The sequence below is a fragment of the Klebsiella sp. HMSC16C06 genome, from assembly GCF_001808325.1.
Taxonomy (GTDB): domain Bacteria; phylum Pseudomonadota; class Gammaproteobacteria; order Enterobacterales; family Enterobacteriaceae; genus Klebsiella; species Klebsiella variicola.
Genome location: NZ_KV792996.1, coordinates 107,401 through 131,028 on the forward strand (window position 1 = coordinate 107,401; position 23,628 = coordinate 131,028).

A 23,628-nucleotide genomic window follows, 5' to 3' on the forward strand; every position below is an offset into this window, starting at 1 on the left:
GTTATCTCTTACGCATCCCGATTCAGCCAGGCCATATATTCCGTTACGCCTTCGGCAACGGTTTTGAACGGTTTGTCATAGCCCGCTTTGCGCAGGTTAGTCAGATCGGCCTGGGTGAATGCCTGGTAGCGGCCTTTCAGTTTGTCCGGGAACGGGATGTACTCAATGCTGCCTTTTTTATGGAAAGCTAGGGTCGCATCGGCAACCGCCTGGAAGGATTCCGCGCGGCCGGTGCCAAGGTTGAAGATCCCGGACACGCCGTTTTCCCAGAACCACAGGTTGACGTCTGCCACGTCGCCCACGTAGACGAAGTCGCGCTTGAAGCCGTCGCTGCCTTCGAACAGTTTCGGACTTTCGCCATTATTCAGCTGGGTGTTGAGGTGGAAAGCGACGCTCGCCATGCTGCCTTTGTGGCCTTCGCGCGGCCCGTAGACGTTGAAGTAGCGGAAGCCGACGATCTGCGAATTGGCTTCCGGCAGGATCTGGCGGACGTATTCGTCGAACAGGAATTTGGAGTAGCCGTAGACGTTCAGCGGCTGTTCGTACTCACGGGACTCGATGAAGTCGCTGGTGCGTCCGCCGTAGGTGGCGGCGGAAGAGGCGTACAGGAACGGGATTTCGCGCTCCAGGCAGTAGTGCAGCAGCTCTTTAGAGTACTGATAGTTGTTATCCATCATGTACTTGCCATCCCACTCTGTGGTGGAAGAGCACGCGCCTTCGTGGAAGATCGCTTCGATTTCACCGAACTCTTCACCCGCCATTATCTGGATCAGAAAGTCTTCTTTATCCATGTAGTCAGCGATGTTCAGGTCAACCAGATTCACAAACTTGGTGCCGTCTTTCAGATTGTCGACAACCAGAATGTCGGTGATGCCTTTGTCATTCAGCGCTTTAACGATGTTGCTGCCGATAAAGCCTGCGCCGCCGGTAACGATGATCATAACTGTACCTTTGAAGTTGGGAGCCCGAAGACAATCCGGGCATGAATGCTCATATCATATCACCACATGAGCAAGCCTACAGCCATTCGCAGAATAAGGTGCTGGGCTGACGTGATTTATGCTGCAAATAATTCATTCAGGCCTGCATCATCTCGTATCAGCGTATAGCTTTGGGTAATATGTGCCAAATTTTGCCGAATCTGGAGAGTTGCAATGCGTGGTGATTTCTACAAACAGTTAACGAGTAATCTGGAAACCGCTCGGGCCGAAGGCTTGTTCAAAGAAGAGCGGATCATCACCTCGGCGCAGCAGGCGGACATTACCGTCGGCGACAGCCATGTGATTAACTTCTGCGCCAATAACTATCTGGGTCTGGCGAACCACCCGGAACTGATTGCCGCAGCGAAATCCGGTATGGACAGCCACGGCTTCGGGATGGCCTCGGTGCGCTTCATCTGCGGTACCCAGGACACGCATAAGCAGCTGGAGAAGAAGCTGGCCGATTTCCTCGGTATGGAAGACGCGATCCTCTATTCCTCCTGCTTTGACGCCAACGGCGGCCTGTTTGAAACGCTGCTCGGGCCGGAAGACGCCATTATCTCCGACGCCCTGAACCATGCCTCGATCATCGACGGCGTGCGCCTGTGTAAAGCGAAGCGCTTCCGCTATGCCAACAACGACATGCAGGAGCTGGAAGCGCGTCTGAAAGAAGCGCGCGAGGCCGGCGCGCGTCACGTGCTGATCGCCACCGATGGCGTCTTCTCAATGGATGGCGTGATCGCCAACCTGAAAGGCGTTTGCGACCTGGCGGATAAATACGATGCGCTGGTGATGGTCGATGACTCCCACGCCGTCGGCTTCGTCGGCGAAAACGGCCGCGGCTCTCATGAATATTGCGACGTGATGGGTCGCGTCGACATCATCACCGGCACGCTGGGTAAAGCGCTGGGCGGCGCCTCCGGGGGCTACACCGCCGCACGCAAAGAGGTGGTTGAGTGGCTGCGCCAGCGTTCCCGTCCGTATCTGTTCTCCAACTCTCTGGCGCCGGCCATTGTGGCCGCCTCCATCAAAGTGCTGGAGATGGTTGAAGAGGGGGCAGACCTGCGCGATCGGCTGTGGGCTAACGCGCGTCTGTTCCGCGAAAAAATGACCGCGGCAGGTTTCACGCTGGCGGGCGCCGACCACGCCATCATTCCGGTGATGCTGGGTGAAGCGGTGGTGGCGCAGAACTTTGCCCGCGAGCTGCAGAAAGAAGGGATCTATGTCACCGGCTTCTTCTATCCGGTGGTACCGAAAGGCCAGGCGCGTATTCGCACCCAGATGTCGGCGGCGCATACCCCTGAACAAATTGAGCGTGCGGTGGAAGCCTTTACCCGCATCGGCAAACAACTGGGCGTCATCGCCTAATAAGGGTGTGAGATGAAAGCGTTATCCAAACTGAAAGCGGAAGAAGGCATCTGGATGACCGACGTACCGGAACCGGAAGTCGGCCATAACGATCTGCTGATTAAAATCCGCAAGACTGCTATTTGCGGAACCGACGTGCACATCTACAACTGGGATGAGTGGTCGCAGAAGACCATTCCGGTGCCGATGGTGGTCGGTCACGAATACGTCGGCGAAGTGGTGGGGATTGGTCAGGAAGTGCGCGGCTTTAAGATTGGCGACCGCGTCTCCGGCGAAGGGCATATCACCTGCGGCCACTGCCGCAACTGCCGCGCGGGCCGCACCCATTTGTGCCGCAACACCATCGGCGTGGGCGTTAACCGCCCGGGCTGCTTTGCCGAGTATCTGGTGATCCCGGCTTTTAACGCCTTTAAAATCCCCGACAATATCTCTGATGACCTGGCGTCTATCTTCGACCCGTTCGGCAACGCGGTGCACACCGCGCTCTCCTTCGATCTGGTCGGGGAAGATGTACTGGTTTCCGGCGCCGGTCCGATCGGCGTGATGGCGGCGGCGGTGGCGAAACACGTCGGCGCGCGTAACGTGGTGATCACCGACGTTAACGAGTACCGTCTGGAGCTGGCGCGCAAAATGGGCGTCACCCGCGCGGTGAACGTGGCCAAAGAGAACCTCAATGACGTGATGGCCGAGCTGGGCATGACCGAAGGTTTCGATGTGGGTCTGGAGATGTCCGGCGCGCCGCCGGCGTTTCGCAGCATGCTGGATACCATGAACCACGGCGGCCGTATCGCGATGCTGGGCATTCCGCCGTCGGATATGTCCATCGACTGGACCAAGGTCATCTTCAAAGGGCTGTTTATTAAAGGTATCTATGGTCGCGAAATGTTCGAAACCTGGTACAAAATGGCGGCGCTGATCCAGTCTGGTCTGGATCTTTCACCGATCATCACCCACCGCTTCGGCATTGATGACTTCCAGAAAGGTTTTGACGCGATGCGCTCCGGCCAGTCCGGTAAAGTGGTTCTGAGCTGGGAATAACGCCTCCGGACTGTTGTAAAAATCAGCAAAAAAGGCGCCTGCGGGCGCCTTAATTTAGATTTGGATAACATTTTTAGCCTGCTTAATATTAAGCGCACAATTTCTACATCGATTTTACGGTTATTCGCTTATACAGTGTGTTTAGTCGCGGTTTAACTTTGTAACTATCATGCTTAAACTCTCCGTATGCTTACTGACCTGTAACTCTGCGCGCCTGCTGATGGAGGTGCTGCCGCCGCTGCTGAAGGTGGCCGATGAATGTATCGTCGTCGACTCCGGCAGCACCGACGAAACGGTCTCTATTTGTCAGCAGTTTGGTCTCACCGTCCATCATCATGCCTATAAAGCCCACGGCGCCCAGATGAACTATGCCATCGGGCTGGCCAGCCATGACTGGGTGCTGTGTATGGATAGCGATGAGATTCTTGATAATGACGTAGTGGCGGCCATTCAGGCGTTAAAAGCGGGCGAGGAGCCAGACCCAACCTGCGCCTGGCGTTTGCCGCGCTACTGGTTTGTGCTCGGCACGCAGGTGCGGACGATCTACCCTATTTCTTCGCCGGATTACCCGGTGCGTCTCTTTAACCGCCAGCAGGCGCGGTTTAACGACCGGCCGGTGGATGACCAGGTGGTCGGACACGCACGCTCCGTCAGGCTGCCGGGCTTTGTACGCCATGACACCTTTTATTCGCTGCATGAAGTGTTTAATAAGCTGAACAGCTATACCACCCGGCTGGTGAAGTACCAGCAGATCAAACCTTCGCTGACGCGGGGGATCGTCAGCGCCATTGGCGCTTTCTTTAAGTGGTATCTCTTTAGCGGAGCGTGGCGCTATGGCAAAGTCGGCGTGGTCACCGGCCTGTACGCCACGTTTTACAGCTTTCTCAAATATTTTAAGGCGTGGTACGCCCACGAAGATAACCAGGCGCCCGTCGCGCAAAAGCGAACGGACCCCTGAGTGGTCTAGTTGCCGGGATTGTCCCAGCCTTGCCATTTGAGGCGATAGTACTGGACCAGCGCGCTCTGGCTGATGCTGTCGCTGAGGATAGTGAAGAAGCGGCTGGCGTTCACGGGCTCCAGCGGGCGCTTCGGCTTGCAATACTTCACGCCGTGGAACGGATTACGCGGCTTCTGCTGCTGCGGCGGCGTTTGTTGCGCGGGCGGCTGAGCGTAGTTTGGCGTCGAGTTGTCGACCTGCGGCTCGTTGAGCAGGCTGCTCGGGCGCACCAGCGTGATATCCGGCGGCAGGTTATAGACCATCTGCTGCAGCACCCGCACCGTCGTCGGATGCGGATGGCCAATGGCTATCGCCGAACCGTTGCGCCGCGCCAGGGCGATGGCGCGATTGAACTGGTTGCGGATATCGGCTTCATTCTGCGTATCGTCAAGAAACACCTTGCGCTTAATCACCTTCACCCCGGTGCCCTGCGCGGCGCGCATGGCCTGGGTGTTGCCGATGGTGACGCTATCGAGAAAATAGAGATTGTAGCGCTCCAGGGCCTGCATCACCTTCTGCATACCAAACAGGTTGGAGGTCATCGCGCTGCCCATATGGTTATTCAGCCCGACGGCGTAGGGAACTTTGCCGTAAGCCTCGCGAATGATGCGCTCGATCTCCTCGCTGCTCATTTCGGGACGCAGGGTGTCTTTTTCCAGCGGCTGTTTGCTGAGCGGCGCCATCGGCAGGTGGATGAGCACTTCATGGCCCAGATTATGCGCTTTCGTGGCCATTTCCCGGGCGTGCGGCGCGTTCGGCAGCACGGCGACGGAGATAGTTGACGGCAGCGCCAGCACCTGATTCTCGGTCTGCGGGCGGTAGCCAAAATCGTCAATAACGATGGAGAGTTTGCCAGCGAACGCTGGCGCCGCCAGAGCCAGCGAACCGGCTACGGCAAGAGCAATTGCGCGAAATTGAAGCAAAACTTATCTTCCCAACCACGGCTGTGGATTGACCGCCTGACCCTGGCGGCGAATTTCGAAATAGAGCGACGGACGGCCCTGACCGCCGCTGCTGCCTACGAGCGCGATAGGCTGACCGGCACGAACCTGCGTACCGACGCTGACCAGCGCGCTTTGGTTATAGCCATACAGGCTCATGTCGCCTTTGCCATGTTCGACCACCACCACCAGACCATAGCCCTGCAGCCAGTCGGCCAGAATGACCCGACCATCGGCAATGGCTCTGACTTCGGTGCCTTCAGACGCGGCGATAACCATCCCTTTCCAACGTAGTTCACCTTGCAGCTGTTCGCCATATCGATGAAGGAGCGGACCGCGAACCGGCCAGAACGCCTGGCCGCGCGGCGAGCCCAGCCCGCCGGTGCGTGACATCAGCGAACGCTCGCTTTCCGTTGGTTTATAGGTGGTGCCTTTGCGCGATGCTTCCTGCTGGCGGTCGCGCACCGCCTGCGCATCGCGAGCTTCCCGATCGGCTCGGGCTTTGGCGGCAGCCTCCGCCTGGGCGATACGACCGCGTAGGCGCGATTCGTTAGCCCGCAATTCACTTAACTGTTGCTGACCCTGCTGAATGGCGGACTCCAGACCGGAAAGGGTCTTTTTCCGTTCGTTACGCGCCTGCTCCAGCTTCGCCTGCTGGGCTTTTTGCTCGTAGACCAGCGTCTGCTGCTGGCTCTGCTTCTCTTCGAGCATCGACTTTTGCACCGCCATCTCTTCGCGCGTTTTCTTCAGCTCCGCGATAGTCTCCTGACGGGCCTGGTTGAAATAGCTGAAGTAGACCTGCATCCGCTGATTGCGCTGGCCCTCTTCACCGCTCAGCACCATCTGGATGCCGGTATGCGGCCCCTGGCGGAACGCGGCGTCAAGCTGCGCAGCGAGGTTACGCTCCTGAGACGCGCGCTGACGCTCCAGCTTCGCGAGAGAAGCGTTCATCTCGTCAATCTGCTTATTGAGCTGGTTCAGGCTGTCCTGGGTTTCACGCAGTTTGCGGGCCGCGGCGGCGATCGCCTCTTCCTGCGCTTTGAGCTGGGCGAGCAGGCTTGCGCGCTGCTGCTGCTGTTGCTTAATCGCCCGCTGCCTGGCGGCGATGTCGGCCTGGATGGACTTTAGCTGATCGCGATCGTCGGCGTGCGCAGATGACGCGCACAGCAATACGCCAGCGCTGAGCGCGCTGGCGTAAAGGACGGATCGAACTGCCGTTGCGATCCATGTAGTTGAATACGTCGCCTTTCCCCTCATGGGGAAGGATTATTCCACGATGAACAGCGGCTTGCCAGTCATCTCTTGCGGGATTTCCATTCCCATCAGCGACAGCATGGTCGGGGCGATGTCGGAAAGTTTACCGCCATTGACCGCTTTGACCGCTTTGTTACCGACGTAGATCAGCGGAACCGGCAGGTTGGTATGGGCGGTGTGCGCCTGACCGGTGGCCGGGTCGCGCATCTGCTCGGCGTTGCCGTGGTCGGCGGTGATCAGCAACTGGCCGCCAACGGATTCCACTGCCTGAGTCACCTGGTCGATGCAGTGATCCAGCGCTTCAACCGCCTTCACTGCCGCTTCCATCACCCCGGTATGGCCAACCATATCGCCGTTCGGGTAGTTACAGATGATGGTGTCGTATTTGCCACCTTTGATGGCGGCGACCAGTTTCTCGGTCAGCTCGGCGGAGCTCATTTCTGGCTGCAGATCGTAGGTTGCCACTTTTGGTGAGTTAATCAGAATACGCTCTTCGCCTTTAAACGGCTCTTCTACGCCGCCGTTGAAGAAGAAGGTGACGTGAGCGTATTTCTCGGTTTCGGAGATGCGCAGCTGGGTTTTATCGTGCTTCGCCATCCACTCGCCGAAGGTGTTAGCCAGTGAGGCGGGCGGATAAGCGCAGGCGACTTTGATGTCGGCGGCGTATTCGGTGAGCATCACGAAGTCGAGGTTAACCACTTTCTTACGCGCGAAGCCGTCGAAGTCGGCGTTGACGAAGGCGCGGGTGATTTCACGCGCGCGGTCAGCACGGAAGTTCATGAAGATCAGCGCGTCGCCGTCTTCCATCGCGGCATCGGCCTGGCCGGCGGCGCGGATAACGGTGGCTTTGACGAATTCGTCGTTTTCGTCACGGGCGTAGGCGGCCTGCAGACCCGCGACGGCGGTATCGGCCTGGAATTCGCCTTTCGCCAGGGTCATCAGATCATAAGCTTGTTCCACGCGATCCCAGCGGTTATCGCGATCCATGGCATAGTAGCGGCCAATAATAGACGCGATGCGGCCTTTGCCCAGCGCGGCAAATTTGGCTTCGAATGTCGCCAGCGTTTTTTCCGCGCTGCGCGGCGGCGTATCACGGCCATCAAGGAAGGCGTGCAGATAGATTTTCTCAGCGCCGCGCTCTGCTGCCAGCTCCACCATCGCCATGATGTGATCTTCGTGGCTGTGGACGCCGCCCGGAGACATCAGGCCCATGATGTGGACCGCTTTACCGGCGGCAACCGCTTTGTCGACCGCGGCGGTGAGTACCGGGTTGGCGAAGAAGGTGCGTTCTTTAATTTCAACATCGAGACGGGTCAGGTCCTGGTAGACGATACGACCGGCGCCCAGGTTGACGTGGCCTACTTCGGAGTTCCCCATCTGACGGTCCGGCAGGCCGACTTCCAGGCCAGATGCATCGATCAGGGTATGCGGACGTTTGGCCCACAGGGCGTCCATTACCGGCGTTTTAGCGCTGTAAATGGCGTTATCCTGTTGGTCTTCGCGATAGCCGTAGCCATCCAGAATCACCAGTACCATAGGTTTTTTAGAAACCGACATTGCGACAACCTCATGCTCAAAGACAGAAATTTTGCGTAATTTTACTACAGCTGAATCGTTTAAATCCCCGTGAAAGATCAAAGAAAGGGAAGGGGCGGCGTCAGAGGCGATGATGAAGGCGGCTTTTTTTTCGTGACCGCCCGCAGAAAATACATTACATCGCGCTCACTGGCTGTATTTGCCGCAATGCACAGGTATACTCCTTCCCTGGTTTTTTATCACTTAGTCGGGAGTTGTAACCCCCCATGCAAGAAATTATGCAATTCATCGGCCGTCACCCGGTCCTGAGCATCGCTTGGATCGCGCTGCTGGGTGCGGTACTCTTCACCACCTTTAAAGGGTTGATGTCGAAAGTTAAAGTCATCACCCGTGGTGAAGCGACGCGTCTTATCAATAAAGAAGATGCGGTGGTGGTCGACCTGCGTCAGCGTGACGATTTCCGTAAAGGCCATATTGCCGGCGCCATCAACCTGCTGCCTGCCGATATCAAAGCCAATAACGTCGGCGAGTTGGAAAAACACAAATCGCAACCCATTATTGTGGTAGACGGTTCCGGCATGCAGGCGCAAGAGCCAGCCAGCGCGCTGAACAAAGCCGGGTTTGAAAAAGTCTTTGTACTGAAAGAGGGCATCGCAGGCTGGAGCGGCGAAAACCTTCCTCTGGTACGCGGCAAATAACTTACCTCGCGTGGTAATGCCGCTGCGCTTTCCCCTTCATGCCTGACGTGAGGGGAAGCTCAGGCTGCGGCGTAAAACCCCAGGGTAAAAACAGGAGTAAAGTCATGGCCAATATTGAGATCTACACCAAAGCGACCTGCCCGTTCTGCGTACGCGCGAAAGCGCTGTTGAACAGCAAAGGCGTAACGTTCCATGAGTTGCCGATCGATGGCGATGCCGCGAAGCGTGAGGAGATGATCCAGCGCAGCGGACGGACGACGGTTCCGCAGATTTTTATTGATGCGCAGCACATTGGCGGCTGTGACGACTTGTATGCGCTTGATTCACGTGGTGGACTTGATCCCCTCTTGCGCTAATTTTTGCGCGCTTTCCCTGGCGGAAGCGCGTATTTAAGGACAACACGAAAGGGTTTTACTATGTCAGAACAAAACAGCACCGAAATGACCTTCCAGATCCAGCGTATCTATACCAAAGATATCTCTTTTGAAGCGCCGAACGCGCCGCAAGTTTTCCAGAAAGACTGGCAGCCGGAAGTTAAACTTGATCTGGATACCGCCTCCACCCAGCTGGCTGAAGGCGTTTATGAAGTGGTGCTGCGTGTGACCGTGACCGCCGCGCTGGGCGAAGAAACCGCGTTCCTCTGTGAAGTACAGCAGGGCGGTATTTTCTCCATCGACGGCATCGAAGGCACCCAGATGGCGCACTGCCTCGGCGCATACTGCCCGAACATTCTGTTCCCGTACGCGCGTGAGTGCATCACCAGCCTGGTTTCCCGCGGCACCTTCCCGCAACTTAACCTTGCGCCAGTGAACTTCGACGCGCTGTTTATGAACTATCTGCAGCAGCAGGCTGGCGAAGGTGCTGAACAACATCAGGATGCCTGATGAACGCACTTAATGCTGCAATGACTGTGATCGGTGCCGGCTCTTACGGCACCGCTCTTGCCATCACCCTGGCAAGAAATGGCCACCACGTTGTGCTCTGGGGCCATGACCCGAAACATATCGCGACGCTGCAACACGATCGCTGCAACGCCGCGTTCCTTCCCGATGTGCCTTTCCCGGATACGCTGCATCTTGAGAGCGACCTGGCCACCGCGCTGGCCGCCAGCCGCGACATCCTTGTCGTGGTGCCAAGCCATGTGTTCGGCCAGGTATTACGTCAGATTAAACCGCTGATGCGTCCCGACGCACGTCTGGTGTGGGCGACCAAAGGCCTCGAGGCTGAAACCGGCCGCCTGCTGCAGGACGTGGCGCGTGAAGCGCTGGGCGATGATATCCCGCTGGCGGTGATCTCGGGGCCAACCTTCGCCAAAGAGCTGGCCGCCGGTCTGCCGACGGCGATTTCGCTGGCAGCGACGGATCCGCAGTTTGCCGAGGATCTGCAGCACCTGCTGCACTGCGGCAAAAGTTTCCGCGTCTACATCAATCCGGACTTTATCGGCGTGCAGCTCGGCGGCGCGGTGAAAAACGTCATTGCCATCGGGGCCGGTATGTCGGATGGCATCGGCTTCGGCGCCAATGCGCGTACGGCGCTGATTACCCGTGGGCTGGTGGAAATGTCCCGTCTCGGCGCGGCGCTGGGCGCCGATCCGGAAACCTTTATGGGCATGGCCGGTCTCGGTGACCTGGTGCTCACCTGCACCGACAACCAGTCCCGTAACCGTCGCTTCGGCATGATGCTCGGCCAGGGTATGGACGTGCAGAGCGCCCAGGACAAGATTGGCCAGGTGGTCGAAGGCTACCGCAATACCAAGGAAGTTCGCGTTTTGGCACAGCGTTTAGGTGTCGAAATGCCAATAACCGAGGAAATTTATCAGGTATTGTATTGCGGAAAAATTGCGCGCGAGGCAGCATTGACCTTATTGGGTCGCGCCCGCAAGGACGAGCGCAGCAGCAATTAGCTTTCCTTTGTCACCTGAATGACCCTGCCAGCGCAGAACTGGCAGGTCATTATCATATCGTCTGGAGTATGCAATGCCGTGTGAAGAACTGGATATCGTCTGGAATAATATTAAAGCCGAAGCCCGGGCTCTGGCTGACTGTGAGCCGATGCTCGCCAGTTTTTACCACGCTACGCTACTCAAGCATGAAAATCTGGGCAGTGCGCTGAGCTATATGCTGGCCAACAAGCTGGCCTCGCCGATTATGCCAGCGATCGCCATTCGCGAAGTGGTGGAAGAGGCCTATGCCGCCGATCCGGAAATGATCGCCTCCGCCGCCTGCGATATTCAGGCGGTGCGCACGCGCGACCCGGCGGTGGATAAATACTCCACGCCGCTGCTCTACCTGAAGGGTTTCCATGCGCTGCAGGCCTACCGTATCGGCCACTGGCTGTGGACTCAGGGCCGACGTGCGCTGGCGATTTTCCTGCAAAATCAGGTCTCCGTCTCCTTCCAGGTGGATATCCACCCGGCGGCGAAAATCGGCCGCGGGATCATGCTCGACCACGCCACCGGCATTGTGGTCGGCGAAACGGCGGTGATTGAAGATGACGTCTCTATCCTGCAGTCGGTCACCCTCGGCGGTACCGGTAAAACCAGCGGCGACCGTCACCCGAAAATTCGCGAAGGCGTGATGATTGGCGCCGGGGCGAAGATCCTCGGTAATATCGAAGTGGGACGTGGGGCGAAGATTGGCGCCGGTTCGGTGGTATTGCAGCCGGTTCCGCCGCACACCACCGCGGCGGGCGTACCGGCGCGCATCGTTGGCAAGCCGGAGAGCGACAAGCCGGCGATGGACATGGATCAGCATTTCAACGGCATCCACCACACCTTCGAGTACGGCGACGGGATTTGATGTATTGCCATTTGCCGCTGTTAAGCTCAGATATGTAGCCCGGATAAGGCGCGGTGCGCCGCCATCCGGGAATGGCTCAGGTTAGCTGCGCAACACGGCGCCCGGATACCCCAGCTGGCGCCAGGCTTCATACACCACCACCGACACCGCGTTGGACAGGTTCATGCTGCGGCTGTCCGGCATCATCGGAATACGGATTTTCTGCTCTGGCGGCAGGGCATCGAGGATGCTGGCCGGCAGACCGCGGGTTTCCGGGCCAAACATCAAGAAATCGCCATCCTGATAGCTCACTGCGCTGTGCGCCGGCGTGCCTTTGGTGGTCAGGGCGAACAACCGCTGTGGCTGCGCGCTGGCGAGAAACGCCGCGTAATCCGCATGGCGCTGCACGGCAGTGAACTCGTGATAGTCCAGTCCGGCGCGTCTCAGGCGTTTATCGTCCCAGGTAAAGCCCATCGGCTCAATGATATGCAGACTGAAGCCCGTGTTGGCGCACAGGCGGATAATATTCCCGGTGTTCGGCGGGATCTCTGGTTCGAATAACACGATGTTCAGCATACTGCCCCCTTAATTGCGGGGGGCAGAATAGCAGATATTTGGCGAACCCTCACCCCGACCCTCTCCCTGAGGGAGAGGGGGAAAACCGGCGCCGGTCGGTGGACCGGAGGGCGCGGGTAAAGGTCCGACCCTCTCCCTGAGGGAGAGGGTTAGGGTGAGGGGAGAGAATGACGCCGCCTACGCGGCGTTGCCCTGCTTCAGCGCATCGAAGGTCTGCAGCGCTTCGGCGTTCTGCACCAGCGAATCACGGCTGATTTCACGGATGGTTTTCGCCCCGGTCAGGGTCATCGCCACTTTCATTTCTTTTTCGATCAGGTTCAGCAGATTCGCCACGCCCTGCTTACCGTGGGTCGCCAGGGCGTACAGGTAAGCGCGGCCCAGTAGCACGCTGTCGGCGCCCAGGGCGATCATCCGCACCACGTCGAGCCCGTTGCGGATGCCGCTGTCGGCGAGAATAGTGATGTCGCCTTTCACCGCGTCGGCAATTGCCGGCAGGGCGCGGGCCGAGGAGAGCACGCCATCGAGCTGGCGGCCGCCGTGGTTAGAGACCACAATGCCGTCAGCGCCGAAGCGCACCGCGTCGCGGGCGTCCTCCGGATCGAGGATCCCTTTGATCACCATCGGACCGTCCCAGAAATCGCGGATCCACTCGAGGTCTTTCCATGAAATCGACGGATCGAAGTTATTCGCCAGCCAGCCGATGTAATCCTCCAGACCGGTCGGTTGGCCGAGATAGGCGGAGATATTGCCCAGATCGTGCGGGCGACCGTTAAGGCCGACGTCCCACGCCCACTGCGGATGAGTCACCGCCTGCCAGTAGCGGCGCAGGGCGGCGTTCGGGCCGCTCATGCCGGAATGGGCGTCGCGGTAGCGGGCGCCAGGGGTCGGCATATCGACGGTAAAGACCAGCGTCGAGCAGCCGGCGGCCTTGGCGCGCTCCAGCGCATTGCGCATAAAGCCGCGGTCGCGCAGGACGTATAACTGGAACCACATCGGGCGTTTGATGGTCGGGGCGACCTCTTCAATCGGGCAAACGGAAACGGTAGAGAGGGTGAACGGAATGCCTTTGTCGTCCGCCGCGCCGGCGGCCTGCACTTCGCCGCGGCGAGCGTACATGCCGCACAGCCCGACCGGCGCCAGCGCCGTCGGCATCGCCAGCTTCTCATTGAACAGAGTGGTCTCGAGACTCAGATCCGACATATTGCGCAAAATACGCTGGCGCAAGGCCACATCGGACAGGTCCTCGACGTTACGGCGCAGGGTATGTTCGGCGTAGGCGCCGCCGTCGATATAGTGGAACAGAAACGGCGGCAGGATACGCTGTGCGGCGGCGCGATAGTCGCTGGCGGCGGAAATAATCATCACGAGTTCTCCCTGGAATTTTCATTGTGGTCACCGGGCAGGCGGGTAATTCGCGCCTGGCGGGCCTGGTCTTCATCAAAACGTTTAATCGTGGCGTGGACAAAACCTAAGTGGCCCATCATCGCCTGCCGCGCCGCCTCGGCGTCACCGGCAACAATAGCCTCCATAACGGCCTGGTGCTGTTCAGTCAGGCGGGCAAACACCGGCGGCACCAGATACATGCGCTGGCGGCTCTGCTTAACGGAGGAGTGCAGCAGGTCGAAAAAACCGCGCATGGTTTGCAGGAGCACCACGTTATGCGAGGCTTCGGCGATGGCCAGATGGAAGCGGACATCCGCCTGCGAGGCGATATCCGGGTCTTCACTCTGGGTCGCTTCAAAGCACAGACGAATTTTTTCTTTATCGGCGTCGGTGGCCCGCATCGCCGCGTGCCACGCGGTGCTGGCCTCGATGGCGTGGCGGGCTTCGAGGATGTCGAAGCTGTAGTCCGGGTCATCGGCCAGCAGCGTCTTCAGCGGCTGGACGATGTTTTGCTCCGACCACGGTTCATGCTGCCAGCGGACGAAGGTGCCGCCGCCGCGACGGCTCAGCAGCACGCCTTCATTGACCAGCATCGCCAGCGCTTCGCGCAGGGAATTGCGCGAGACGCCGAGCTGGGCGGCGAGCTGGCGTTCAGCGGGCAGTCGCATGCCCGCCTCCAGCTGTTGTTCTTCAATCAGCGCCCGGACGCGACGCGCCACGTCGTCGGCCAGGCGTTTAGGCATCACTATCACGGGATCATCCAGGTTAAAACGTAGGCCTGCAGCGTGGTGATCAGGCCCACCATGCAGGTGAAGATCAGGCTGTGTTTGACGGTAAAGCGGAACAGATCCGACTCTTTACCCACCAGGCCTACCGCGGCGCAGGCGATGGCGATCGACTGCGGGGAAATCATCTTGCCGGTGACACCGCCGGTGGTGTTGGCCGCGACCAGCAGAATATCGGAGACGCCAATCTGCTGCGCGGCCGTTGCCTGCAGTGCGGCGAACAGGGCGTTAGACGAGGTGTCCGAACCGGTCAGGAATACCCCCAGCCAGCCAAGGAACGGCGAGAAGAAGGTAAACGCGTGGCCGGTATGCGCCAGCGCCAGGGCCAGGGTCGACGACAGCCCGGAGTAGTTGGAGATAAAGGCGAACGCCAGCACCATGCCGATAGAGTAGATCGGCAGCGCCAGATCCTTCAGCGTCCCGGCGAAGGTGGTCAGCGCGTCTTTTGGCTTCATGCGCAGCCAGACGATGGACAGCAGGGCGGCGAACAGAATGGCGGTGCCGGTTGCCGACAGCCAGTCGAATTTATACACCGCGGCGTATGGCGTCGCGGCGCTAACCACCGGCGGCATACGGGCAACCATTTTGTCGAGGAACGGCACCGAAATATTGATGACGAAGTCATACATTGCGCCGCCCGGTGCGAACAGCGCTTTAAACGGCGGTACGCTCCACAGGGTCACGGTGGCGGTCAGGAACAGGAACGGCGACCAGGCGCGGATCACTTGTCCCGCCGTGTAGCGGGTGCGGGCCAGCGTCATATCCACCTGCGAGGCGCCGATATCGCCGAAGCGGAAGATGCGTACCGGCTGCCAGCGTTTGAGGAACAGGGTCAGACAGACCAGGGAGACCAGCGACGAGATGATGTCCGGCAGCTCCGGGCCAAGGAAGTTAGAGCTGAGGTACTGGGCAATAGCGAACGAACCGCCTGCCACCATCACCGCCGGCCAGGTCTCTTTGATGCCGCGCCAGCCATCCATGATGGCCATGATCCAGAACAGGACGATAATGGTCAGGAACGGCAGCTGACGGCCCACCATCTGGCCGATAGCAAAGCTGTCGATACCGGTCACCTGGCCAGCGACCAGGATCGGGATGCCCATCGCGCCGAAGGCTACCGGCGCGGTGTTGACGATCAGGCACAGGCCAGCCGCATACAGCGGGTTAAACCCAAGGCCGACCAGCAGCGCGGCGGTAATCGCCACCGGCGCGCCGAAACCCGCCGCCCCTTCGAGAAAGGCGCCGAACGAGAAGCCGACGATCAGCATCTGCAGGCGCTGGTCCGGCGTAATCGACAGAATCGATGAGCGGATGATGTCGAACTGCCCGGTCTTCACCGAGATTTTATAGACGAAGACCGCGGCGATAATAATCCACGCGATAGGCCACAGGCCGTAGAAGAAGCCGTAGACCACCGAGGCTAAGGCGCGGTCCACCGGCATTTTATAGAACAGCAAGGCGACGGCCAGCGCAATAGCGACGGTCCAGGTGGCTGCGAGGTAGCCTTTCAGTTTGAGCTTAATCAGCGCAAAAAAGAAAAACAGAATCGGTAGCGATGCGATAAGACTGGATAACCAGATATTACCGGCGGGATCGTAGTTTTGTTGCCAGAGATTCATGCAGGGTCTCCATCGGGCCGCCAGGAGAGGAGGGCTGAGTCTGCGCTCATTGCCGATCCCATCGTAGGTAAAATTGGCCCGGCCAATTAAGGGTATCAGGGTTGATGACAACGAATGGTTAATCAGATGTTGCTCTTAAGCAACGTGTTTGTGATGTATTTTGAAGGATTTGTGAACTGCTGGGGGGTAGATGAAATTATTGGTTGGACCAATCGACCTGGCTGAGGGTAAAAATGTGGGAAGTGAAGACAGAATGACCCTCTCCGGGCGGAGAGGGCAGGGGATCAGAATTCGCTGCGGGCGAAACCGGTCATCTCTTTCAGACCCATTTCCCGGCCCAGGGCGGTCATCGGATGGACGACCACCAGACCGCGAACGCTTTTCTTCAGCTTGCCCATATCGGCCTGCTCTTTTTTGGTGATCGCGCGGCGGAACGGCAGGCTCATTAGTTTCTGCGCCTCTTTGCTCAGCTTCTGGCTCTGGACGGAACGCAGACGTTCAATCTCCGCTTCCAGGGTGGCTTTTTCTTTTTCCAGCTCGGCGTATTTGTCGGCGGCTTCCACCAGCGACAGCTCGGCCTGCTGATGGCGGATGGCGTCGAGACGGTCGCTCAGGCGCTTGATTTCATTTTTTTCGACTTCTTTCATGGTGACTTAATCTGTTAATAAAGGGGCTTCATTCGCCTATAGTATGTGCCGTGACCGCCATTGTTGATAGTTATTTATCAAAAATTCGCCGTTTATCGCCCGCAGAATGCTATACCAGCGCTCGCTAATAATTTGAATTTTATTAATATTCCGCCTAATACCCGTTCTAATTTCATTTCTGTGAAGCCCGTCGGCAGATAAGCACGTTTTCCTTAACCCGCGCCGGTGATTTGGCTAATGCTTAATCAGATTATTCCCAAAAGGAGGACGTGATGGCAAAGATCGGCGACGGCGTACCACGTTTAATCGATAAAGCGGTTGATTTTATGGCTTCCAGTCAGGCGTTTATGGAGTATTTGAAAAAATCTCCGCGTCTGCAGCATATACCGCGAGATATTCCCCAGGATAAGGAAGCGTTGTTTCTGCAGCGTCTGGAATATTATCGTCAGCTTTACCGGCCGACCTGCGACCAGACGGAGCCGGAGTCAGAGCGTTGATTTCTGGAAGGCTTTTTTTAAGCTGATTCGCGAAATCAGCTCAGTCAGGGACAACACCATTGTTGAGCGCACCATCTGCTGGTAACGCAGCTTCTGCATTGCCAGCAGTTCGGCATCGCTGTCATCAAACTGCGGCGTTGGCGGCAGGGCGGCGACGCAGTGCAGCTCGCCGAACGGACCGATAATTTCGTCGTCGGTAAAGCTGTACTCATTGCCGTCGTGGTTAAGCTCTTCGCGCAGGGCCATCAGCAGTTCGGCGTCTTCATATTCGGCACGACTTATCACCCCAAGGCCATAAATCAGCTTCAGGCGTACAGAGAGATCGCCGAGCGGCCCGCTGCCCTCCAGCAAGGGCTCGACGGCGTATTTCACCGCGTAGTCGTCTTTACGGAACACCTGAAGCACCAGAATATTGACCGCTTCCGTTAACAGTTCGACGGTGGCGATCAGAAAGCTTCGTACGGTTTTGCCAGCATTCAGACGCTCAAGCACACGGTTTTCAAATGCTTGTGTTTCTTCCATCATTGCCTGCATATCTGACAGGAGTCGTAATGGGCGCGACGTTGGTCGCGCCAGGTTGTGCATCATTTTTCCGCGTTGTAGTCGTTAACGGCCTCCGCGACGACATCACTTGCGGCATCCAGGCCGGAAATCTGCGCCAGCGCGGCCTGCGGCCCCTTGTCGGCGATCAGGGCTGCCAACTCCTGCGCCTGCGGATCGTCTTCGCTACGGAAATGCATCGCCGCTGCAATCCCTTTCACCAGGTTGCGGTGCGGCAGACCGTATTCCAGGGTACCCAGCAGCGGCTTAATTAAACGGTCGCCAGCGCTCAGTTTGCGCAGCGGCTGACGGCCAACGCGCTCAACATCGTCTTTCAGGTACGGGTTCTCGAAACGTCCAAGAATTTTCTGGATATAAGCCGCGTGTTTCTGCGGGTCAAAGGCGTAACGTTTGATCAGCACCGCACCGCTCTCTTCCATCGCGCCCTGCACGACGGCACGAATTTTCTCGTCGAGGATCGCGTCGCGAATCGTCTGGTGGCCCGCCAGTTTTCCGAGGTAGGCGGTTATAGCATGCCCGGTGTTCAAGGTGAAGAGCTTGCGTTCGACAAATGCCATCAGGTTATCAGTTAATTCCATTCCCGGGATAGTCGGCAGCGCGCCCTTGAACTGCGTCTTATCGACAATCCACTCGCTGAAGGTTTCCACGGTGACTTCCAGCGGGTCATGGGTGGCGGAAGCCGATGGCGGCACAATACGGTCAACGGCTGAGTCGACAAAGCCGATATGGGCTTCAACCCACGCTTTATCTTCTTCCGCCAGCGCGTTAAACACGTGGCCTTTTAACTGCGTGGTGCCGCGCACCATATTTTCGCAGGCGATAATGTTCAGCGGACGTTCGCTGCCCTGCGCTTTGCGCTTCGCCAGCCCTTTGGCGATGGCCGGGGCGATGCGCTCGAGTACGACGGGACCGACGGCGGTGGTGACCAGATCCACCTCAGCGATCAGGTCCACAACCTCATCGCCGATGCTGCTGACGGCATTGACGCCGGAGACAGTATCCACCTGCTCATTCTCACCGACGACGTGAACCTGATAGCTATGACGGGCATTCAGGGCATCAAGTACGGTCTGATTGACATCGGCGAACGTCAGTTCAATGCCCGCGTCGGCCAGCAATTTACCGATAAAGCCACGTCCGATATTACCTGCGCCAAAATGTAATGCTTTCATAGTATTAACCTTCAATTAATGTTTTTACCTGAGAGGGCTGGGGTGAGGCTTTGCCCCTCACCCAAACCCTCTCCCAAAGGGAGAGGGAATGGACCGCTTTGGTTATTTATTCAACAGTGCCAGAACTTCGTCGACGCTGGTGGTTTTCGCCAGGCGCTCAATCACGGTTTCGTCATCCAGGGCGTTAGTCAGGCTGGTGATAACCTGAATATGCTCGTTGTTGCGGGCCGCGATGCCGATGACCAGACGGGCGACATCGTCTTCATCTTCCCCAAAGCGCACGCCTTCCGGGTACTGGCAGAAGACGACGCCGGTTTTCAGCACACGGTCTTTCGCTTCGATGGTGCCGTGCGGTACCGCGATGGACTCGCCGAGATAGGTCGAGGTCAGTTTTTCGCGGTCCAGCATCGCCTGCACATATTCCGGCTCGACGTAGCCGCCTTTCACCAGCTGCTCGCCGGCGAAGCGAATGGCTTCTTCTTTGGTGGCTGCTTTGCGCCCGAGGAAGATGTTATCCGCACCCAACTGGAACAGGTTTTTGTCGCCATCATCAAAGCTGTCTTTCAGGCTATCGGTAACTTTCACTTCATTCTCGATGTGGCGCTGGGCCGCGACCAGACGCTCAGTCAGGCTGGTGTACAGACCGCTGTCGAGGAAGTTGGTCAGCGAAATATGCTGCGCCTGTGGTACCTGGCGCATCGCCCGCTCGGTCAGGTCACGGTGAGTGATCACCAGGTCAACATCCGGCGGCAGGTTATTGATCGCGCTGTTGGTAACCGAGATGTTACTCAGTCCGGCATCCTGCACTTTCTTGCGCAGTACCCCGGCGCCCATGGCGCTGGAACCCATCCCGGCGTCGCAGGCGACGATGATTTTACGCACATGGCTCAGGTCGTTGGTGACATTACCGGCCGCCAGCGGGCTGGCGCCTTTGGATTCCGCTTTCATGTCATGCATACGACGCGTTGCGGCTTCGATATCGTCTTCTTCTTTTACCTTGCTGGTCTTCAGCAGAACCGCAGAGACCACGAAGGAGACCGCCATCGCTGCGATAATCGCGGCGATGTTAGCGAAGTAGGCGCCTTTCGGCGTCATCGCCAGCACCGCCAGGATAGAGCCAGGGGAAGCCGGAGAGACCAGACCGCCATTGAGGATGGTCAGGGTGAAGACACCGGTCATCCCGCCGAGGATAACGGCCAGGATCAGACGTGGGTTCATCAGCACGTACGGGAAGTAGATTTCATGGATACCCCCCAGGAAGTGGATGATAGCCGCCCCGCCTGCTGACTGTTTTGCGCTGCCGCGACCAAAGAACATGTACGCCAGCAGAACGCCCATCCCCGGACCCGGGTTAGCTTCAATCAGGAAGAAGATAGATTTACCCAGCTCGTGGGACTGCTGAATACCCAGCGGCGAGAAGATACCGTGGTTAATGGCGTTATTGAGGAACAGGATTTTTGCCGGTTCCACGAAGATAGACGCCAGCGGCAGCATGTCGTGCGCCACCATAAAGTTAACGCCAGCCGCCAGAATTTTCGACAGAACTTCAACCGCCGGGCCAATGCCGAGGAAGGCCAGAATGGCGAGGATCATCCCGATGATGCCAGCGGAGAAGTTATTCACCAGCATTTCAAAACCGGATTTGATCTTACCGTCTACCCAGTTATCGAACTTCTTGATGCAGTAGCCGCCCAGCGGGCCGGCAATCATTGAGCCGAGGAACATCGGCATATCCGCGCCGACGATAACGCCCATGGTGGTGATCGCCCCGACCACGCCACCACGTTCGCCGCCGACTAATTTACCGCCGGTGTAACCGATCAGCAGCGGCAGCAGGTAGGTGATCATCGGACCGACCAGCTTCGCCAGCGTTTCGTTTGGCAACCACCCTGTCGGAATGAAAAGCGCGGTGATGATACCCCACGCGATAAACGCGCCGATATTCGGCATCACCATATTGCTGAGGAAACGACCAAAGCTTTGCACCTTGATCTTGATATCGGATGACATAAAACACCCCTTCTTCTGTTTTGCGTATCGCGCAGGCTTAAAGCCCGAGGTTTGTTGTTAATGTGGCGGCAGAGGTAGCCGGGCCCTGATTGATAGTGCGAAATCTGGCACTGAATCGTTTAGCTGTCCAGCCAGCGCCCTTTTGTGTGATACGGATCACATGAATATAGGGGGCAAAGCGCTTTTTGTAGTGATGCTGATCACATAATTCCTGTGTAAAAAAACAACACAGCGCCTTTTTAGCCGCTGATCTGCCTTTTTGTGTGATATTTGTCACAATTTTGTTTCGTGGTTTTGTTGTTTGTTTGTGATTTTGATCACAAAGAATTTCACGGTGGATTTTTGCCGCTGTGATCTCGGCCCGGTTTTGCGGCCAGGGCGAGATGGCTCTGTAACTAAGCAACCTTAACTGCCGAATAACTTTTTTACGCCGGATGGCAAAAATGAAAGGCGTGAATTATGCTCAAAATAGCGGCCCGAATGTCAGTGGGTCGTGAATAAAATTCATATAAATTATTAGCGTAAAGCCGAGGGAATTATGTTTCTCAATTATTTTGCGCTGGGCGTTCTGATCTTCGTTTTTCTGGTCATTTTTTATGGGATTATCATTATTCACGATATTCCTTATTTGATCGCCAAAAAACGCAACCACCCTCATTCCGATGCTATTCATGTCGCCGGATGGGTCAGTCTTTTTACTCTCCACGTCATCTGGCCGTTTTTATGGATTTGGGCCACGTTGTACCAGCCTGAGCGCGGCTGGGGCATGCAGCATAAGGCGAATACGGCCCCTGACGAACCTGAAAAAGAGACCGATATACAACAGCTTCGCCAACGACTGAGCGACCTTGAACACCAGGTGGCGGCCATCCAGCGGCCGCAGTCCACCTCTGCGGCGGAGAAATAATCTATGGATCTGTTGATAATTTTGACCTACGTGGCCATCGCCTGGTCGATATTTAAAATCTTCAAAATACCGGTAAATAAATGGACGGTACCTACCGCGGCGCTGGGGGGCGTATTTATTGTTAGCGCGCTTATTTTATTAATGAACTATAACCACCCTTACACCTTTCTGGCGCAAAAGGCGGTGATATCTATTCCTATTACGCCGCAGGTTACCGGAGTGGTTAACAGCGTCACCGACAAAGCGAATCAGCGCGTCAAAAAGGGTGAGGTGCTTTTTACTATTGACCCGGCGCGCTATCAGGCGCGGGTCGACCGTCTGCAGGCCGACCTGGTGACGGCGCTGCACAGTATTAACACCCTCAAAGCGCAGCTCTCTGAAGCCCAGGCCAACACCACCCGCGTGTCGGCGGAACGCGATCGCTTATACAAGGACTATCAGCGCTACCTGAAAGGGAGCCAGGCGCGGGTGAACCCGTTCTCGGAAAGCGACATCGATAACGCCAGGCAGAATTACCTTGCCCAGGACGCGCTGGTCAAGGCGTCGGTGGCGGAGCAGGCGCAGATCCAGAGCCAGCTGGACAGCATGATCAACGGCGAGCAGTCGCAAGTGGCCAGCCTGCGCGCCCAGCTGGCGGAGGCGAAATATAATCTCGATCAGACCACCGTGCGGGCGCCAAGCGATGGGTATATCACCCAGGTGCTGATCCGTCCGGGGACCTATGCCGCCTCGCTGCCGCTGCGTCCGGTGATGGTGTTTATCCCCGAGCAAAAACGGCTGATCGTCGCCCAGTTTCGGCAAAATTCCCTGTTAAGGCTGGAGAAAGGCGACGACGCGGAAGCGGTGTTTAACGCCCTGCCCGGGCAGGTGTTCCACGGCAAACTGGTGAGTATTTTACCGGTGGTGCCGGGAGGAAGTTATCAGGCGCAAGGGGCGTTACAGTCGCTGACCGTGACGCCGGGCAGCGATGGCGTGCTGGCGACCATCGAGCTCGACCCCAATGCCGAAATTGATGCGCTGCCTGATGGTATCTACGCGCAGGTGGCGGTCTACTCCGACCATTTCGCCCACGTCTCGGTGATGCGTAAAGTGCTGCTGCGGATGACCAGCTGGATGCACTACCTCTATCTCGATCATTAATGCGATCGGCGGCAGGTTGAGCGGGACGCTCACCTGCCTTTTGTCCTGCCCTGAGCCATACTCATATCTTTGTTGGCGATAATTTGTTGGCGATAAGGAGCAGGTTATGAAACTGATCGGCAGCTACACCAGTCCCTTTGTGCGCAAAATCTCCGTGATCCTGCTGGAAAAGCGCATCCCTTTTGAGTTTGTCAACGAATCCCCCTACAGCGAAAGCAACGGTGTGGCGCGCTATAACCCGCTGGGCAAGGTACCGGCGCTGGTGACGGACGACGGTGAGTGCTGGTTTGACTCCCCGGTCATCGCCCAGTATCTGGAGCTGCTGGGCGTGGCGCCGCCGATGATCCCCGCCGACCCCAGAGCCGCTCTCAGGATGCGTCAGCTAGAGGCGCTTGCGGATGGGGTGATGGAGGCCGCCCAGGCGCTGGTGCGTGAAAAGGCTCGCCCGGGCGCGCAACAGTCAGAGCAAGAGCTGCTCCGCCAGCGGGAGAAAGTGGCTCGCGGCCTCGACCGGCTGGAAGCCTGCGCGGCAGACGGAACGCTGCGCGGCGACGAGGTTAATCTGGCGACCATTTCAACGGCCTGCGCCATTGCTTATCTGAACTTTCGCCGGGTCGCGCCCGGCTGGTGCGCCACCCGGCCGCAACTGGTGAAGCTGGTGGATGCGTTGTTCCAGCGCGCCAGCTTTGCGCGTACCGAACCGCCGCGGACTTGACCCAGGCAGGTAACAGTTTGCGCAAGG

The 23,628-nt window shown here is 57.7% G+C and carries 24 protein-coding genes; 12 read left to right on the plus strand and 12 right to left on the minus strand.

The window, feature by feature from the left end; all coding sequences use genetic code 11:
• Positions 1-8 precede the first annotated feature (8 nt).
• Complete coding sequence (gene rfaD / locus HMPREF3142_RS10360; RefSeq protein ID WP_008806849.1) at positions 9-941, minus strand: ADP-glyceromanno-heptose 6-epimerase; 933 nt, start codon at positions 939-941, stop codon at positions 9-11.
• A 213-nt stretch (positions 942-1,154) separates the two neighbouring features.
• Here rfaD and kbl point away from each other — a divergent pair, with 213 nt between their 5' ends.
• The 3 genes from kbl to HMPREF3142_RS10375 all read left to right on the plus strand — a co-directional run bounded on the left by kbl (position 1,155) and on the right by HMPREF3142_RS10375 (position 4,344).
• Positions 1,155-2,348, plus strand: a complete 1,194-nt coding sequence (gene kbl / locus HMPREF3142_RS10365) for a glycine C-acetyltransferase (protein WP_012967063.1) — start codon at positions 1,155-1,157, stop codon at positions 2,346-2,348.
• 12 nt (positions 2,349-2,360) lie between these two features.
• Positions 2,361-3,386, plus strand: coding sequence for an L-threonine 3-dehydrogenase (gene tdh / locus HMPREF3142_RS10370; protein ID WP_004205051.1), 1,026 nt, complete (start codon positions 2,361-2,363; stop codon positions 3,384-3,386).
• A 169-nt stretch (positions 3,387-3,555) separates the two neighbouring features.
• Positions 3,556-4,344 (plus strand): glycosyltransferase family 2 protein, encoded by a 789-nt coding sequence (locus tag HMPREF3142_RS10375; protein WP_012540315.1) that lies wholly within the window; start codon positions 3,556-3,558, stop codon positions 4,342-4,344.
• Positions 4,345-4,349: 5 nt separating this feature from the next.
• On the opposite strand, the gene HMPREF3142_RS10380 is transcribed toward HMPREF3142_RS10375, so the two are convergent.
• The 3 genes from HMPREF3142_RS10380 to gpmM are packed head-to-tail and all read right to left on the minus strand — an operon-like array spanning position 4,350 to position 8,135.
• On the minus strand, positions 4,350-5,306 hold the full coding sequence (locus tag HMPREF3142_RS10380; protein ID WP_032756006.1) for a divergent polysaccharide deacetylase family protein: 957 nt from the start codon (positions 5,304-5,306) through the stop codon (positions 4,350-4,352).
• Positions 5,307-5,309: 3 nt separating this feature from the next.
• Positions 5,310-6,581 (minus strand): murein hydrolase activator EnvC, encoded by a 1,272-nt coding sequence (envC, locus tag HMPREF3142_RS10385; protein WP_008806853.1) that lies wholly within the window; start codon positions 6,579-6,581, stop codon positions 5,310-5,312.
• Between the two features lie 9 nt (positions 6,582-6,590).
• Positions 6,591-8,135: a 2,3-bisphosphoglycerate-independent phosphoglycerate mutase gene (gpmM, locus tag HMPREF3142_RS10390; RefSeq protein WP_008806854.1), complete on the minus strand. Its 1,545-nt coding sequence runs from the start codon at positions 8,133-8,135 to the stop codon at positions 6,591-6,593.
• Between the two features lie 245 nt (positions 8,136-8,380).
• Between gpmM and HMPREF3142_RS10395 the strand changes: the two genes are divergently transcribed.
• The 5 genes from HMPREF3142_RS10395 to cysE all read left to right on the plus strand — a co-directional run bounded on the left by HMPREF3142_RS10395 (position 8,381) and on the right by cysE (position 11,610).
• Complete coding sequence (locus tag HMPREF3142_RS10395; protein WP_008806855.1) at positions 8,381-8,812, plus strand: rhodanese-like domain-containing protein; 432 nt, start codon at positions 8,381-8,383, stop codon at positions 8,810-8,812.
• Positions 8,813-8,916: 104 nt separating this feature from the next.
• Positions 8,917-9,168 (plus strand): glutaredoxin 3, encoded by a 252-nt coding sequence (grxC, locus tag HMPREF3142_RS10400; RefSeq protein ID WP_008806856.1) that lies wholly within the window; start codon positions 8,917-8,919, stop codon positions 9,166-9,168.
• A gap of 60 nt (positions 9,169-9,228) precedes the next feature.
• Positions 9,229-9,696, plus strand: coding sequence for a protein-export chaperone SecB (gene secB / locus HMPREF3142_RS10405; protein ID WP_002922428.1), 468 nt, complete (start codon positions 9,229-9,231; stop codon positions 9,694-9,696).
• A complete protein-coding gene (gene gpsA / locus HMPREF3142_RS10410) occupies positions 9,696-10,715 on the plus strand; it encodes an NAD(P)H-dependent glycerol-3-phosphate dehydrogenase (RefSeq protein ID WP_008806857.1) in 1,020 nt (339 codons plus the stop codon). Before secB ends, gpsA begins: the two co-directional genes overlap by 1 nt.
• Positions 10,716-10,788: 73 nt before the next feature.
• Positions 10,789-11,610, plus strand: coding sequence for a serine O-acetyltransferase (gene cysE, locus HMPREF3142_RS10415; RefSeq protein ID WP_002922426.1), 822 nt, complete (start codon positions 10,789-10,791; stop codon positions 11,608-11,610).
• An 81-nt stretch (positions 11,611-11,691) separates the two neighbouring features.
• On the opposite strand, the gene trmL is transcribed toward cysE, so the two are convergent.
• From trmL to HMPREF3142_RS10440, 5 genes are all read right to left on the minus strand, one after another.
• The gene (gene trmL / locus HMPREF3142_RS10420; protein WP_004205043.1) at positions 11,692-12,165 is read right to left on the minus strand and encodes a tRNA (uridine(34)/cytosine(34)/5-carboxymethylaminomethyluridine(34)-2'-O)-methyltransferase TrmL; all 474 of its coding nucleotides are present in this window, start codon (positions 12,163-12,165) and stop codon (positions 11,692-11,694) included.
• Between the two features lie 177 nt (positions 12,166-12,342).
• Complete coding sequence (gene lldD, locus HMPREF3142_RS10425; RefSeq protein ID WP_016161950.1) at positions 12,343-13,527, minus strand: FMN-dependent L-lactate dehydrogenase LldD; 1,185 nt, start codon at positions 13,525-13,527, stop codon at positions 12,343-12,345.
• On the minus strand, positions 13,527-14,300 hold the full coding sequence (lldR, locus tag HMPREF3142_RS10430; protein ID WP_008806859.1) for a transcriptional regulator LldR: 774 nt from the start codon (positions 14,298-14,300) through the stop codon (positions 13,527-13,529). Before lldR ends, lldD begins: the two co-directional genes overlap by 1 nt.
• The gene (gene lldP, locus HMPREF3142_RS10435) at positions 14,297-15,952 is read right to left on the minus strand and encodes an L-lactate permease (RefSeq protein WP_008806860.1); all 1,656 of its coding nucleotides are present in this window, start codon (positions 15,950-15,952) and stop codon (positions 14,297-14,299) included. Before lldP ends, lldR begins: the two co-directional genes overlap by 4 nt.
• 284 nt (positions 15,953-16,236) lie before the next feature.
• Complete coding sequence (locus HMPREF3142_RS10440; protein ID WP_008806861.1) at positions 16,237-16,599, minus strand: YibL family ribosome-associated protein; 363 nt, start codon at positions 16,597-16,599, stop codon at positions 16,237-16,239.
• Positions 16,600-16,871: 272 nt separating this feature from the next.
• Between HMPREF3142_RS10440 and HMPREF3142_RS10445 the strand changes: the two genes are divergently transcribed.
• Complete coding sequence (locus tag HMPREF3142_RS10445) at positions 16,872-17,096, plus strand: hypothetical protein (RefSeq protein WP_012540317.1); 225 nt, start codon at positions 16,872-16,874, stop codon at positions 17,094-17,096.
• On the opposite strand, the gene mtlR is transcribed toward HMPREF3142_RS10445, so the two are convergent.
• From mtlR to mtlA, 3 genes are all read right to left on the minus strand, one after another.
• Positions 17,085-17,681 carry a mannitol operon repressor MtlR gene (gene mtlR / locus HMPREF3142_RS10450; protein WP_002922401.1) on the minus strand — a complete coding sequence of 199 codons (597 nt, stop codon included), beginning with the start codon at positions 17,679-17,681 and terminating at the stop codon, positions 17,085-17,087. The genes HMPREF3142_RS10445 and mtlR overlap by 12 nt on opposite strands.
• Positions 17,681-18,829: a mannitol-1-phosphate 5-dehydrogenase gene (gene mtlD / locus HMPREF3142_RS10455; protein WP_008806863.1), complete on the minus strand. Its 1,149-nt coding sequence runs from the start codon at positions 18,827-18,829 to the stop codon at positions 17,681-17,683. Before mtlD ends, mtlR begins: the two co-directional genes overlap by 1 nt.
• Positions 18,830-18,931: 102 nt before the next feature.
• Positions 18,932-20,839, minus strand: coding sequence for a PTS mannitol transporter subunit IICBA (gene mtlA, locus HMPREF3142_RS10460; protein ID WP_004173919.1), 1,908 nt, complete (start codon positions 20,837-20,839; stop codon positions 18,932-18,934).
• A gap of 538 nt (positions 20,840-21,377) precedes the next feature.
• On the opposite strand from mtlA, the gene HMPREF3142_RS10465 reads away from it, so the two are divergent.
• From HMPREF3142_RS10465 to HMPREF3142_RS10475, 3 genes are all read left to right on the plus strand, one after another.
• On the plus strand, positions 21,378-21,746 hold the full coding sequence (locus tag HMPREF3142_RS10465) for a DUF3302 domain-containing protein (protein WP_004152044.1): 369 nt from the start codon (positions 21,378-21,380) through the stop codon (positions 21,744-21,746).
• Positions 21,747-21,749: 3 nt separating this feature from the next.
• Positions 21,750-22,886 (plus strand): HlyD family secretion protein, encoded by a 1,137-nt coding sequence (locus tag HMPREF3142_RS10470; protein WP_009484617.1) that lies wholly within the window; start codon positions 21,750-21,752, stop codon positions 22,884-22,886.
• Between the two features lie 106 nt (positions 22,887-22,992).
• Positions 22,993-23,601 carry a glutathione S-transferase gene (locus HMPREF3142_RS10475; protein WP_004145238.1) on the plus strand — a complete coding sequence of 203 codons (609 nt, stop codon included), beginning with the start codon at positions 22,993-22,995 and terminating at the stop codon, positions 23,599-23,601.
• Positions 23,602-23,628: the final 27 nt, after the last annotated feature.